Here is a 13,072-nt window from a genome sequence, read left to right as displayed (position 1 = left end):
TTATGGGCGATTTTGATCTGTACCATTTTTTGGCGGTGGCCTCCGTTTGGGTCATTCCCATCGTTTTGGCCGTGACGCTGCATGAAGCCGCGCACGGTTGGATGGCGTCCAAACTGGGCGACGACACCGCCTTGCGCATGGGGCGGGTGACCTTCAATCCGATCAAACACATTGATCTGTATGGCACCATCATCATGCCTGCGGCCCTGTTGCTGTTGAGCGGGGGGCAATTCATGTTTGGATTCGCCAAGCCCGTTCCGGTGAATTTTGGTCGTTTGCGTCGCCCGCGCCTGGATATGATCTTGGTCGCCGCCGCCGGGCCCGGGGCCAACATTTTGATCGCCATCGTCGCCACGTCGTTGATGCATGGGCTTCAGTACCTGCCCGTGGAATTGGTTGATTGGGTCTTTCAAAACCTTCTTAATGCTTTAAAAGTAAACGTCATATTGGCGATGTTCAATTTGTTGCCGCTGCCGCCTTTGGATGGCGGACGCATTGCCGTGGGGCTGTTGCCCGAACCGTTTTCGTCCCAAGTGGCACGGTTGGAACGGGTCGGTTTCGCGATCTTGATTTTCGCGCTGTTTATCCTGCCGTGGATCGGTGGCAAGATCGGCCTAGATTTGAATGTTTTTACCACCTTGGTTTTGGTTCCGTCGCAAGCGGTCATGGAACTGATTATTACGATAACGGGAATTCGTTAGCGCAAGACGATGTTGGAGAACAAAAGGTAATGTCGGACGACGGATTATACCTGTCTGATTACGATGAAGAGGCCTTGCCACAAATGCCGTCGATCTCGCCTTTTGAGGTTGAGGTGGATGGCTATGCGGGGCCGATTGACGTGCTGTTGTCGTTGGCGCGCGAACAAAAAGTCGACTTGATTCACATTTCCATCGTCCAGTTGGCCGATCAGTATCTCAAATTCGTGGCGGAAGCGCGCAGCAAAAACCTGGAACTTGCGGCCGATTATCTGGTCATGGCGGCGTGGCTGGCGTATTTGAAATCGCGCTTGCTGATCCCCAATATGACCAAGGAAGACGAGCCCACGGGTGAAGAACTGGCCGCCGCGCTGCAATTTCAGCTGCAACGCCTGGAAGCCATGCAAAACGCCGGGGCGAAGCTGATGGCGCTGGCCAAGTTGGGCCAAGATTTTTATTCCCGCGGGGCCAAGGAACGCTTCCGCACCACCCAGCGCACGATTTTTGAGGCGTCTTTAAGCGATTTGATCCGCGCCTATGCTCAGCACAAAAGCCGCGGCACCAAGGGCCTTACCTTGAACATCGAAAAATCGTGGGAACTGCACGCCATCGAAGATGCGCTGGTGCGGTTGCGCGCGCTGGTCGGTCACGTGCCCGATTGGCAGATGCTCACCAGCTTTTTGCCCGACAATCTGACAAGCCCGCTCACCCGTCGTTCCGCCATGGCGGGTACGTTTGGCGCCGTGTTACAGTTGGTCAAGGAAGGCCGCTTAAAAGTTCGCCAAGACGGCACCTTTGGCGATATCTATTTTCAAACCACCGAGGATTGGACCAAGCCGTTCGTCCACGATGCAAAACCTGATCCTGAAGAGCCCGGTAGCGAAGAATGACGCATATGGAAGACGAATACGAAGATCCACAGATTGACGAGGTCGAGATCGATGACCCGGAGTCAACGGACTCTGACGAGTCTGAGGATGAAGCGTCCTCATCGCCGTTAAACCCGGCGCTGGCCCGTGAAGCGGCCATCAAAGCCGCCAATTCTGCGTTTGATGAGCTGGAAAACGACGACCTGGACGATTTGGACGGCGTCGATGACAGCGAAATCGATCCCGATATGGTGCGGTTGTTGGAAGCCGTGATGTTTGCGTCCGCCGAACCGGTATCCGAACGTGCGTTGGCCCATCGCTTGCCCGAAGGCGTAAACGTCAAGGCGCTGCTGTTCAATCTCAAGGGCTTTTATGAAGGCCGCGGCGTGACCTTGGTGCGCCGGGGCGGGTCCTGGGCCTTTCGCACCGCACCGGATTTGGGGGCACGGCTGAACCTGGAAGTCGAAGTGTCGCGCAAATTGTCCCGTGCGGCCATCGAAACGCTGGCCATTATTGCCTATCATCAGCCCGTTACCCGCGCCGAAATCGAAGAAATTCGCGGTGTGTCCCTGTCCAAAGGGACGTTGGATTTGTTGTTTGAAGAAGGCTGGATCAAACCGCGCGGACGGCGCGATACGCCGGGCCGCCCGATGCAGTGGGGCACCACCGATAATTTCCTGGATCACTTTGGCTTGGAAAGCGTCAGCCAATTGCCGGGGCTGAAAGAACTGCGCGCCATGGGCTTGTTGGATTCGCGCCCGGCTATGGAAGCGTACTCGATCCGCGCCAATATGCAGACGTCCGCCGAAGTCCAAGAAACCTTCAAGCTGACCGAAGCCCAAATCGTGCGCTCCGAGCACCATAACGAAGACGACGACGTCAAGGTCTCCGACCCGAACATCACGCCTTTGGAAGACGCTATCGAGCAGTCGCATGCCAAACCAGAACCGGAACCGAAAGAGGAATTGGACAGTTCCGGCACCACCAAAGCCACCGCCGATAAGCTGGACGCCGCCATGGGCGCGGTTGCCGACGCGGTGAAGAGCGCCGTGCAGGCCTTGGAACGCGAAGCCGAAAAGAACAAAGAAGAGACGGAAGAGCAAGACGATGCGTTTGAGGACAATTAAGAGGGGGTAATGCAGCCTTTTTCGAGTTCATTTTGCTGCAGCGCACCGTTTCCCTTGATCCCGGACCAACGGCTCTGTATGTAAGTCATTCAGTTGATATTGCTCTGGGTTGACGAAATTTCGATATCTCAGAAAAAACCCTCATTTGAGGGGATCAGGTAAGGTGACAATTCACCATAAGGACGGGAAAACGACATGGGTGTAATGGGTATTTGGCAGTGGGTGATCGTTTTGGCGATTGTGTTGCTGTTGTTTGGCGGTCGCGGCAAGATTTCTGGCCTTATGGGTGATTTTGGCAAGGGCCTGAAATCCTTTAAGAAGGGCATGAAAGACGGCGAAGAAGAAGATGCGCCCGTCGCCAAAAGCGAAGCGATCGAAGAAAAGAAATCTGCGGTTGTCGACGCAAAGACCGAAGACAAAGACAAGGCTTAAGGTCTTGTTTTTGCAATTTTCTTCGGTTGTGGGTCTGTGTGCCGACGTTCACATTCGAGCGGCGGCGTTTTTCGGTTCACCTCTTCAGGCGGTAATCGGCCATGTTTGACATCGGCTGGCAGGAATTGTTCGTCGTTGCGGTCCTCGCGTTGATCGTGATTGGCCCCAAGGACCTGCCCAAAACCATCAAGCTCGTCACGTCTTGGATTCGCAAGGCGCGGATGATGGCGCGTGAATTTCAGACGGGCATCGACGACATGGTGCGTGAAGCCGATTTGGCCGATGTGAAAAAAACCCTCATGGACGGCAGCGACGATCTGAAAAAAGAACTGGAACAGACGGTGGGGACCGACATCGCCAAGGATTTGGACCTGAGCGAAGACGAAACCCGCAAAATCACCTCCGGTTCCGCTAAAGGTGTTGATCTTGGCGAAATTTTAGAGCCGTCCGACGAAGTTCCGATCCCCGACGGTGCCGTTGACGATGACGATGACGTTATGCCCGTCGCCAAAAGCAGCCCAAAAACGGAGCAGACATCGTGACCAGCAAATCTGCCCCAACAGAAAACCACGACGACGACAAAGCGCCGTTGATGTCGCACCTGTTGGAGCTGCGCCAGCGCCTGATGGTTTCGCTGGGCATCATCTTGGTGCTGTTTTTTGCCTGCTATGGACTGTCGGAATATATCTATGCGTTCTTGGCCCAACCGCTTTCCGATGTACTGAGCAATCAGCCCTGCGGCAGCAAGCGGATGATCTCCACCGCACCGCATGAAATCTTTTTCACCTACATCAAAGTCTCGCTGTTCGCGGCGATGTTCTTGAGCTTTCCGTTTGTTTCCGCACAGTTTTGGAAGTTTGTCGCCCCCGGCCTCTATAAAAATGAAAAGCGCGCTTTGCTGCCGTTTTTGGTGGCTTCGCCGGTCCTGTTTTTCTTTGGTGCGGCGCTGGCGTATTACTTCGTGTTTCCCGTGGCATGGTCCTTTTTCGCCAGCTTCCAGGTGTGCCCCGGCGACACCGGCATCCCCATCGAAATGGAAACCAAGGTCAGCGAATACCTGTCTTTGGTGATGCGCTTGATCTTTGTTTTTGGCCTGGCGTTTGAGCTGCCGGTGATCCTGACCCTGTTGGGCCGTGCGGGCATGGTGACGGCCAAGGGGCTGCGCGAAAAGCGCCGCTACGCAATCGTGATTGCCTTCATCGCCGCCGCCATCTTGACGCCGCCCGACGTGATCACGCAAATCGGTCTCGCGGTGCCGTCTTTGTTGCTGTACGAAATCTCCATCTTGTCCGTCGCCATGATTGAAAAAGATCGCCCTAAAGAAGACGATGACGAAGAAGATGACGACGACAAAGAAAAGGGCTTGGAGTTCGACGAAGACGAGGACCAAACGGGTCCCGCTGAGCCGGAAAAAAAGTCCGAATTTGGCGATAAAAACAAATTTGACGAAGTACCTGAGCCATAAGAGCGGCGAAGGGGAGACACCATGCACGACATCCGCAAAGTTCGCGAAAACCCCGAAGCCTTTGACGCCGCCTTGGCGCGTCGCGGCGTGGCACCCGTAAGCGCCAGCCTGCTGGCCTTGGATGACGAGCGCAAAGCCTTGGGCACGTTGGCGCAAGACATTCAATCCAAGCGCAACGCCGTGGCCAAGGAAGTGGGCAACCGCAAGGCCCGTGGCGAAGACGCGTCCGATTTGATCGAAGAGGTTTCCAAATCCAAGGACGCCCAAGCCGAAGCGGAACAAAAAGCCAAAGAAGCCACCGACAAGCTGCAAGCGGCCCTTTCGACCATTCCCAACCTGCCCGATGCGGACGTGCCCGACGGCACCTCGGAAGCGGACAACGTCGAAGTCAAAAAATGGGGCACCCCCAAAAGTTTCGATTTTAAAGTCAAAGACCACGTCGATTTGGGCGAGGGCTTGGGGCTGATGGATTTTGAGACCGCCGCCAAAATATCCGGCGCGCGCTTTGTGTTGCTGAAAGGCGCGCTGGCGCGCCTGGAACGGGCCTTGGCGAATTTCATGCTGGACCAGCAAACCGGCAAAAACGGCTACATGGAAATCAATCCGCCCGCCCTGGTCAAAGACTCGGCCCTTTACGGCACCGGGCAATTGCCCAAGTTCGCCGAAGATTTGTTTCACACCGAAGATGATTTTTGGCTGATCCCCACCGCCGAAGTGCCGCTCACCAACATGGTGTCGGGTTCGATGCTGGATGAGACTGACTTGCCCCGCCGGGTCACGGCGATGACGTGGTGCTTCCGTTCCGAAGCGGGATCGGCGGGCAAGGACACGCGCGGCATGATCCGCCAACACCAATTCACCAAGGTGGAAATGGTCTCCATCGTCAAACCGGAAGAGTCCGACGCCGAGTTGGCGCGCATGACGGGCTGTGCGGAAGGCATTTTGGAAGCGCTTGAATTGCCGTACCGCACCATCACCTTGTGCACCGGGGACATGGGCTTTGGCGCGGTGAAAACGCACGACATCGAAGTGTGGCTGCCCGGCCAAGACACCTACCGGGAAATTTCCAGCTGTTCCAACACCCGCGATTTTCAGGCTCGACGTATGAACGCGCGGTTCAAGCGCGCTGGCGAAAAGAAGCCGGAATTCGTCCATACTCTGAACGGGTCGGGCTTGGCGGTGGGGCGGTGCTTGGTTGCGGTTCTTGAAAACTACCAAAATGCGGACGGCTCCATCACCGTGCCTGACGCCTTGCGACCCTATATGGGCGGACTTGAGGTCATTGAGGGCGGTCGCTGATCATGCGTGAACGGGTCCCCGATCTGTCAAAGGCACGGGTGCTTCTTTCCAATGATGATGGCGTCCATGCGCCGGGGCTGAAGGCTCTGGAACGGGTGATGAAACGCATCGCCGGGGAGGTGTGGGTGGTGGCCCCGCTGACCGAGCAAAGTGCTGCCGGCCATTCCCTGACCTTGCGCAATCCGCTGCGCATTCATAAAATTTCGCCGCGCAAATTTGCCGTCACCGGCACGCCCACGGACTCGGTGATGCTGGCGGTTCATGAAGTGATGAAAGACAACCCGCCCGATCTGGTCGTGTCGGGCATCAACCGGGGTGGCAATTTGGGCGAAGACGTCACCTATTCCGGCACCGTTGCCGCCGCCATGGAAGGCACCCTTTTGGGCATTCCGTCGCTGGCGATTTCATTGGTGGCGCCCGACAGCGCCAAAGCGCACTGGAAAACGGCGGAGGCATTTGTCGAACAGATTATGGCCAAAGTCAGCGGTCTCAGCTTTCCCCGCGGTGTGTTGCTGAACGTCAACATTCCCGATTGCCCGGTGGACGCCGTCTCAGGGATCGAAATCACCCGCCAAGGAAGACGTAAAATCGGCTGTGAATTGCTCCAAGGCAAGGACCCCAAGGGCGCACCCTATTACTGGATCGGCGCGCAACGCGACGAAGACCGCTCGATCAAAGGCAGTGACCTGGAAGCCACCAGCCGCAACGCCGTGTCGATTACCCCGTTGGGCCTGGACTTGACCCATCGCACCATGTTGAAGACCTTGAAGGGGGTGTTTTGATGATGACACCAGCCTCAACCCGTAATCCCGGAATGATGCAGTTGGTTTTTGAGTTGCGCAAAAACAATGTTGCGGATGACGTAATAGACATCATGGAACGCACGCCCCGTGAACTGTTTGTTCCCCAGGCGTTTCAAGACCGCGCCTTTGAAAACGCCGCGCTGCCCATCGGTCATCATCAAACCATCAGCCAGCCTTTGGTGGTGGCCATCATGACCGAGGCGTTGGAACTGACGGATCGCTGCAAAGTGTTGGAAATCGGCACCGGATCGGGCTATCAGGCGGCGATCTTAGCGCCAATGTGTCGACGAGTGTACACCATCGAACGCCATCGCATGTTGCAAGACGAAGCCATCAAACGGTTTGCCCAATTGCGTATCCACAACATCACCACGCGCTGTGGCGACGGCTCCAAAGGGTGGCCGGAACAGGCCCCGTTTGATCGCATCATCGTCACCGCCGCCGCCATTGATATTCCCCCGGTTCTGGTCGATCAGCTGGCCATCGGCGGCATTATGGTGGTGCCCATTGGCGACGACCAGCACGATCAACGTTTGGTCAAGGTGGTGCGCACCGATGACGGCACCGAAATCAGCGATCTCGGCTGGGTGCGCTTTGTGCCCTTTGTCGAAGGGGAAGTTCTGCCTTAAGTGTTTGAGGCCATTGATGTGGGGCGCGGCTCCGGTCATAATCCGCCCATGATGAACGCTGTCGTCCGGATTCTCAGGCCCATCCTCAGTGTGGGCATATTGCTCACCCTGTCGGCGTGCGGCTGGGCGCAATGGCCGCCGCCCGGTGACGGGCCTCGCCTGAGCAATCGACCGGGCAGCAGTGATGGGTACATCAACGCCACCTCTGTCAAGGTCGGCAAGGGCGATACGGTCTATTCCATCGCCCGGCTTCACAAGCTGTCGCCGCGTGATATCATTGACGCCAACAACTTGCGCCCGCCCTATGAGCTCGATATCGGTCAGCGTCTGGTATTGCCCAGCGGTCGGGTGCACACGGTGCAAAGAGGCGAATATTTGGCGCTCATCGCCAAGCGTTATCAATCCGACGCCTTTTCGATTGCCCGCGTGAACGGCATTCGCAGCCCTTACACCATCTATCCGGGGCAAAAGCTGCGCATCCCCAGAAACGGGACCGCGTATGGTGGCACAGGCACGACGGTTGCCAGCACGCCGCCTCCACCGGCCTCTTCGCCCTCTCAAACGGTTACGCCAACCCGTCCCCAAAGCACTCAACAGGCCATATCCACCGTGCCGGAGCCGCCCAAACGCTCCGGCGGAAAATTTAGTTGGCCGATTGAAGGCAAGCTTTTGTCCAGTTATGGCAGCAAAGACAAAGGCATGCAAAACGACGGCATCAACATTGCCGCACCCAGGGGCGCCACCGTAAAGGCGGCGGAAAACGGCGTGGTTGCTTACGCTGGCAACGAAATTCGCGGATTTGGCAATTTATTGTTGATCAAGCATGACGGCGGTTGGGTGACGGCTTACGCCCACAATGACGAGCTTTTGGTCAAACGTGGAGACAAGGTTTCTCGGGGGCAAAGCATTTCTAAGGTGGGCAGCACTGGCAGTGTGACCTCGCCGCAACTACATTTTGAATTGAGGAAGGGCGCGACAGCGGTCGATCCCAAAAAATACCTCATGTAAATGTTTTTGCATTGGAGCGAGAAATGGAAAACCAGACCCGCGACAACTTGACCGATAAATCGACGTGGATGCGCTTGCTGTACATCGCGCTATTTACGTTAGCCTTCAACATTGCCGAATTGCTGATTGCGATAACGGTCTTAGTGCAGTTCTTTTCAGTCTTGTTTACCAAAAAGCCAAATCAACGTCTGCAGACCCTGGGCCGGGATTTGGGCGCGTATGTGCAAGATGTGGTGTGGTTCTTGACCTATCAAAGCGACCACATGCCTTATCCCATCAGCGATTGGGGGCCTCAGTCCGCATCCAAACCAGCGTCCAAACCGTCACCCAAACCATCGCGTAAACCAGCGGCAAAGAAAAATCCGCCTGCCGATAAAAACTAGAGGCAAATATTGCGGTGCTTCGTGTAGGTTGATTGTGAACGCGCCCTCCCGTGGTGGGAGCGTAAAAGGTGAAAAATTAAATTGAGTCATGAGTTCAGACCTTGGTTAGCACAATCAATTACCTCTCAGATGTCGCCATTTTACTCACAGCCGCTGTTGTTGTGGTTCCGCTTTTTCAATCCATGCGCATGGGGGGCGTGCCTGGGTTTGTCATCGCAGGTGTGATTGTCGGCCCCTACGGCTTCGCGCTGATCGGGAATGTGCATGAGATCGGCCAGTTGGCGGAACTCGGCGTCGTTCTGTTGCTTTTTATCATTGGCATCGAACTCAATCCCACGCGCTTGTTGATGATGCGCAGATTGTTGTTTGGTCTGGGTACGCTTCAAGTGCTCTGCACCAGTGCCGTATTGGCCGCGGTTGTCCATTATGGGTTCGGCGTTCCGCTTCGGGTCGCCATTCTTGTCGGTCCCGCCCTGGCCCTGTCCTCGACGGCTTTTGTGCTTCAGTTGCTTGGCGAAAATAAGATGCTCACCTCTGAACAGGGGCGGGCTTCCATCGCCATCTTGTTGCTGCAAGATTTGGCTGTTGTGCCGTTGCTTGCCTTGGTTTCCCTGCTTACCATGCCCACGTTCAACTTGGCGGGGGATGTCGTTATTGCGTTGGGTGAAGCGGTGTTGATCGTTGCTTTTGTCATCTTTGCGGGGCGCTATCTTCTCCAGCCGATCTTTCACCGCGTCGCGCAGTCACACAACTCAGAAGTCTTTACCGCAATGGCCGTGTTGCTTGTACTGGGTGCGGCCCTTTTGATGGAGCACGTCGGTCTTTCGATGGCCATGGGGGCATTTTTGGCCGGGCTGTTGATTGCAGATTCATCCTTCCGACATCAGATCATTGCCGAAACACAGCCCTTTCGCGGGCTGTTGTTGGGGCTGTTTTTTATGTCGATGGGCATGACCCTCGATCTGAATTTGCTTTTCTCCCACCCCGTGCTTCTGGTCAGCTTGGTTGCGGCCTTGATTGCCCTGAAAGCCGTCGTTATCTGGCCGCTGGCACGCTTGTTTGGGCTTGCTTCGAAACGGGCCCTTATGGTGTCTCTGTTCCTTGCACAAGGCGGGGAATTCGCGTTGGTCATCTTTACGGTTGCGCTGGGTTCTGGCCTTATGGATGAGGTTTTGTTCCAGCAACTTTTGTTGGTGGTCATTCTGAGCATGCTGGTCACACCGTTTCTGGCATTTTGGGCGCGGCAGTTGCATAAGTCTGAGAGCTCTGATCAGCACATTTCACCCATTCAGACGGTTAAAGAAGAGCCGCTCTCGGCACCCATTCTCATCATCGGTTTTGGCCGGGTCGGTCAACAGATTGGCCAAGTGCTCGAATTGGCAAAGGTGTCGTTTGTGGCCATTGATAACGACCCGACCTTGGTCGCGCGTGAATACGCCAAAGGGCGGGCGGTGTTTTATGGAGACGCAGAAAGGCCCGGCGTCTTAAAAGCGTTAGGCGGTGAAAAGGCAGCCTTGGCGATAATCGCCATGAATGACCATGGCGTTACGGAGCAGTTGGTTTCGGTGTTGCGGCACAACTTTCCACATCTGGCGATTTTTGCCCGAGGCCATAATCAGCAAAGCTGTCAACGGCTGAAGACGCTTGGGGTGGATGTCGCCGTCTCGGAAACGCTGGAGGCCAGCATCGAGCTTGCGCGGGCGGCGTTGGCCAACGTGAGCACGCCAGATCAGGATGTCCAGGCGCTGATTGACGATTTCCGCCGCCGCTATCATGAGCCCGATCCGCTTGGAAAAACGTAACGGCTTATCAGGACATAAAGAAAGGGAGCCTGCACATCGTGTGCTGGCTCCCTTTCTTTTGTAGGGTCGTGATAATTCAGTCCCAGTCTAAGCCGCGTCTATGCCGCGTCTATGCCGCGTCTAAGCCGCCAGCGCCTGGGTCGGATCGACAAAGGCGTAGCCTTGGTCATGGGCCACGGCTTGGTAGGTGATCTGGCCGTGGTAGACGTTGAGACCTTGGAGAAGGTGCGGATTGTCCTGTAACGCCTGACGATAGCCCTTGTCGGCCAACTGCAGGCCAAAGGGCAGGGTAGCGATGTTCAGCGCGTAGGTGGACGTGCGCGGCACCGCACCGGGCATGTTGGCGACACAATAGTGGACAATGTCATCAATGATGAAGGTCGGGTCAGTATGGGTGGTGGCGTGTGAGGTTTCAAAGCAGCCGCCCTGATCGATGGCGACGTCCACCAGCACGGACCCGGGGCGCATGCCCTTGAGCATGGCGCGGGTGACCAGTTTGGGGGCCGCTGCGCCTGTGACCAGAACGCCGCCCACCACCAAATCGGAAACGAACACGGCGCTTTCCAAGGCGCTGGCCGATGAATAGAGGGTTTTGAGGGCTGCGCCAAAGCGGTTGTTCAGCGCGTTCAGCACTTCGACGTTCCTGTCCAAGACGGTGACGTCCGCACCCATGCCCAAAGCCATCTGAATGGCATTTTCGCCCACCACACCACCGCCGATGATGGTGACTTTGGCGGGGGCGACACCGGGCACGCCGCCCAGCAACATACCCGCCCCACCGTGGGCTTTTTCAAGGCAATGCGCGCCTGCCTGGATCGCCATGCGTCCAGCGACTTGGGACATGGGGGCCAGCAGCGGCAAGCCGCCCTGAGCACTGGTGACGGTTTCGTAGGCGACACAAACCGCGCCACTGTCGACCAAATCGCGGGTCTGGGCGGCGTCGGGGGCCAAGTGTAAATAGGTGAACAGAATCTGATCTTCGCGGAGCATTTTGCGTTCATGCGCCTGGGGTTCTTTGACTTTGACGACCATATCGGCGCGGGCAAAGATTTCAGCGGCGGTGCCTAAGATGGTGGCTCCAGCGGCTTCATATTGCCCATCCAAACAGCCGATGCCGATGCCTGCATTGGTTTCAACGATGACAGCGTGGCCATGGTTGACGAATTCGCGCACGCTATCGGGGGTCAGACCGACGCGGTATTCGTGGTTTTTGATTTCTTTGGGGACACCGATCAACATAGCTCTCAACTCCCTAACGGTCGGTTGGATGGGTATGCTTGCGTTGTCGCTTCGTTTCAGGCCAGAGCCCAGAGAAAGGGGGCTCGATAATTGGGGGGCATGAAAATTGGCCCCAGAGAAAAACGGCGAAAAACTGTGGCCTCGCTTTGAAACGTTCGTTTTATATAGAAACAGCGTACCGTATTTGATGTGAAATGTTCTTGCGAAGTTGCGTTACTTTCCTGATAATTTAGCAGTAAATGCAATAAATATGTTATGTAGACAATAATGTGTGAATATTAGAAAGATATATGCAATGTACCGTCTTGATGCAACTGATGTAAAAATTCTCGATACGCTGCAAAATGATGGTCGCATCACCAACCAGGACTTGGCCGATAAGGTGCACCTGTCGCCTTCGGCTTGTCTGCGCCGGGTGCGGCGGTTGGAGCAAGACGGTGTCATTGATGGGTACGTCGCGTTGCTCAACCCGCGCGCCGTGGGGCGGTCTTCGAACATTTTTATCGAGATCACGTTGTCGAGCCAAAGCGAGGCGGTTCTGGACGCATTTGAAACCGCCATCGCCGAAATTCCCGACGTCATGGAATGCTACTTGATGGCAGGCGAAGCCGATTATTTGGTGCGCGTTTCGGTGTCGTCGGCAGAAGATTATGAGCGCGTGCACAAAACCTACCTGTCGCGCTTGCCCGGCGTGGCGCGCATTCGCTCTATTTTTGCCATGCGCCGGGTGTGTAAAAAGCAAGGCTTTGTGTTGGAAGCCTGATTTTTCGCAATGGGTTGATTTCCGGCTTTTGAATAAACAAGTACAGTGTGAAGGCATTGCGGATCATAGTGGTTGTGCAGCTTGAATTGGGATAATAGTCATGGCAAAAAAAACCACCGATGAAACGTCTCACGAAGACGAACACTTTGAAAACACCCCTTCGTCTCTTGACGAGATGACTCATATGGAATTGCGCCTGTTGCATCGCGAAGCCTCAGAGGCGATTTTGTTTGCCAAGAACATTCAATGGCGCTCCGTCGGGGCGGCCTTGTTGGTGTTCGGCGGGTGCATCGCCATCACCGTGATCACCAAGGCCAATCTGGCCTTCGCAAACATCTTGTCGTCATTGTCCATTTTGCTGACGTGCGGGGTGGTTTTTGTTCTGCTCATGTATCAATTCTGGCAGTTTAACGAAATCAGCCGAATCAAACAGATCGAGCAGCATTTTTCGACCCTCTACACCAAAATCAGCCAGTCAAAATCGCGCCGCGAAGGCAATGCGCATCGTTACACGTTGTTGATGTTCATGATGGTGGTGGTTATTTTGTTCGCCCT

The 13,072-nt window shown here is 55.6% G+C and carries 15 protein-coding genes; 14 read left to right on the top strand and 1 reads right to left on the bottom strand.

What is annotated here, in order from left to right:
- The first annotated feature begins 2 nt into the window (after window positions 1-2).
- The 12 genes from BEN30_RS11750 (at window position 3) to BEN30_RS11695 (ending at window position 10,515) form a co-directional block, all read left to right on the top strand.
- Entirely contained in the window at window positions 3-701 is a 699-nt protein-coding gene (locus tag BEN30_RS11750) for a site-2 protease family protein (protein ID WP_069958529.1), read from the top strand.
- 29 nt (window positions 702-730) lie between these two features.
- On the top strand, window positions 731-1,588 hold the full coding sequence (locus BEN30_RS11745; protein WP_069958528.1) for a segregation and condensation protein A: 858 nt from the start codon (window positions 731-733) through the stop codon (window positions 1,586-1,588).
- Window positions 1,585-2,694, top strand: coding sequence for an SMC-Scp complex subunit ScpB (gene scpB, locus BEN30_RS19165; protein ID WP_322091071.1), 1,110 nt, complete (start codon window positions 1,585-1,587; stop codon window positions 2,692-2,694). Before BEN30_RS11745 ends, scpB begins: the two co-directional genes overlap by 4 nt.
- A gap of 195 nt (window positions 2,695-2,889) precedes the next feature.
- The gene (locus BEN30_RS11735) at window positions 2,890-3,126 is read left to right on the top strand and encodes a twin-arginine translocase TatA/TatE family subunit (protein WP_069958527.1); all 237 of its coding nucleotides are present in this window, start codon (window positions 2,890-2,892) and stop codon (window positions 3,124-3,126) included.
- A 101-nt stretch (window positions 3,127-3,227) separates the two neighbouring features.
- Window positions 3,228-3,668 carry a Sec-independent protein translocase protein TatB gene (gene tatB, locus BEN30_RS11730; protein WP_069958526.1) on the top strand — a complete coding sequence of 147 codons (441 nt, stop codon included), beginning with the start codon at window positions 3,228-3,230 and terminating at the stop codon, window positions 3,666-3,668.
- On the top strand, window positions 3,665-4,591 hold the full coding sequence (gene tatC / locus BEN30_RS11725; protein ID WP_069958525.1) for a twin-arginine translocase subunit TatC: 927 nt from the start codon (window positions 3,665-3,667) through the stop codon (window positions 4,589-4,591). Before tatB ends, tatC begins: the two co-directional genes overlap by 4 nt.
- A gap of 21 nt (window positions 4,592-4,612) precedes the next feature.
- Window positions 4,613-5,890 carry a serine--tRNA ligase gene (serS, locus tag BEN30_RS11720; RefSeq protein WP_069958524.1) on the top strand — a complete coding sequence of 426 codons (1,278 nt, stop codon included), beginning with the start codon at window positions 4,613-4,615 and terminating at the stop codon, window positions 5,888-5,890.
- Window positions 5,891-5,892: 2 nt separating this feature from the next.
- The gene (gene surE, locus BEN30_RS11715) at window positions 5,893-6,672 is read left to right on the top strand and encodes a 5'/3'-nucleotidase SurE (RefSeq protein ID WP_069958523.1); all 780 of its coding nucleotides are present in this window, start codon (window positions 5,893-5,895) and stop codon (window positions 6,670-6,672) included.
- Entirely contained in the window at window positions 6,672-7,322 is a 651-nt protein-coding gene (locus tag BEN30_RS11710) for a protein-L-isoaspartate(D-aspartate) O-methyltransferase (protein WP_069958522.1), read from the top strand. The genes surE and BEN30_RS11710 overlap by 1 nt, the downstream gene beginning before the upstream one ends.
- The gene (locus BEN30_RS11705) at window positions 7,323-8,330 is read left to right on the top strand and encodes a M23 family metallopeptidase (protein ID WP_084005449.1); all 1,008 of its coding nucleotides are present in this window, start codon (window positions 7,323-7,325) and stop codon (window positions 8,328-8,330) included.
- A gap of 23 nt (window positions 8,331-8,353) precedes the next feature.
- Entirely contained in the window at window positions 8,354-8,713 is a 360-nt protein-coding gene (locus BEN30_RS11700; RefSeq protein ID WP_069958521.1) for a DUF4389 domain-containing protein, read from the top strand.
- Window positions 8,714-8,814: 101 nt separating this feature from the next.
- Window positions 8,815-10,515: a monovalent cation:proton antiporter-2 (CPA2) family protein gene (locus BEN30_RS11695; RefSeq protein ID WP_211563388.1), complete on the top strand. Its 1,701-nt coding sequence runs from the start codon at window positions 8,815-8,817 to the stop codon at window positions 10,513-10,515.
- Window positions 10,516-10,635: 120 nt separating this feature from the next.
- Here BEN30_RS11695 and ald read toward each other — a convergent pair whose 3' ends face one another.
- Window positions 10,636-11,754, bottom strand: a complete 1,119-nt coding sequence (gene ald / locus BEN30_RS11690) for an alanine dehydrogenase (RefSeq protein WP_069958520.1) — start codon at window positions 11,752-11,754, stop codon at window positions 10,636-10,638.
- A 295-nt stretch (window positions 11,755-12,049) separates the two neighbouring features.
- Between ald and BEN30_RS11685 the strand changes: the two genes are divergently transcribed.
- Window positions 12,050-12,517 carry an Lrp/AsnC family transcriptional regulator gene (locus tag BEN30_RS11685; RefSeq protein WP_069958519.1) on the top strand — a complete coding sequence of 156 codons (468 nt, stop codon included), beginning with the start codon at window positions 12,050-12,052 and terminating at the stop codon, window positions 12,515-12,517.
- Between the two features lie 100 nt (window positions 12,518-12,617).
- Window positions 12,618-13,072: hypothetical protein (locus tag BEN30_RS11680; protein WP_139135000.1), on the top strand; the 455-nt coding region annotated here is incomplete at its 3' end.

Origin of the sequence: Magnetovibrio blakemorei, assembly GCF_001746755.1 — a bacterium.
Lineage (GTDB): Bacteria > Pseudomonadota > Alphaproteobacteria > Rhodospirillales > Magnetovibrionaceae > Magnetovibrio > Magnetovibrio blakemorei.
Note: the sequence above shows the minus strand (reverse complement) of the source record. Positions and strands in the feature narration are given on the sequence as shown.

What these genes read in the sequence shown, in the direction of transcription:
- BEN30_RS11750 (WP_069958529.1), top strand. Translation starts at nt 3, where the DNA reads ATGGGCGATTTTGATCTGTACCATTTTTTGGCGGTGGCCTCCGTTTGG.
- BEN30_RS11745 (WP_069958528.1), top strand. Translation starts at nt 731, where the DNA reads ATGTCGGACGACGGATTATACCTGTCTGATTACGATGAAGAGGCCTTG.
- scpB (WP_322091071.1), top strand. Translation starts at nt 1,585, where the DNA reads ATGACGCATATGGAAGACGAATACGAAGATCCACAGATTGACGAGGTC.
- BEN30_RS11735 (WP_069958527.1), top strand. Translation starts at nt 2,890, where the DNA reads ATGGGTGTAATGGGTATTTGGCAGTGGGTGATCGTTTTGGCGATTGTG.
- tatB (WP_069958526.1), top strand. Translation starts at nt 3,228, where the DNA reads ATGTTTGACATCGGCTGGCAGGAATTGTTCGTCGTTGCGGTCCTCGCG.
- serS (WP_069958524.1), top strand. Translation starts at nt 4,613, where the DNA reads ATGCACGACATCCGCAAAGTTCGCGAAAACCCCGAAGCCTTTGACGCC.
- surE (WP_069958523.1), top strand. Translation starts at nt 5,893, where the DNA reads ATGCGTGAACGGGTCCCCGATCTGTCAAAGGCACGGGTGCTTCTTTCC.
- BEN30_RS11710 (WP_069958522.1), top strand. Translation starts at nt 6,672, where the DNA reads ATGATGACACCAGCCTCAACCCGTAATCCCGGAATGATGCAGTTGGTT.
- BEN30_RS11700 (WP_069958521.1), top strand. Translation starts at nt 8,354, where the DNA reads ATGGAAAACCAGACCCGCGACAACTTGACCGATAAATCGACGTGGATG.
- ald (WP_069958520.1), bottom strand. Translation starts at nt 11,754, where the DNA reads ATGTTGATCGGTGTCCCCAAAGAAATCAAAAACCACGAATACCGCGTC.
- BEN30_RS11685 (WP_069958519.1), top strand. Translation starts at nt 12,050, where the DNA reads ATGTACCGTCTTGATGCAACTGATGTAAAAATTCTCGATACGCTGCAA.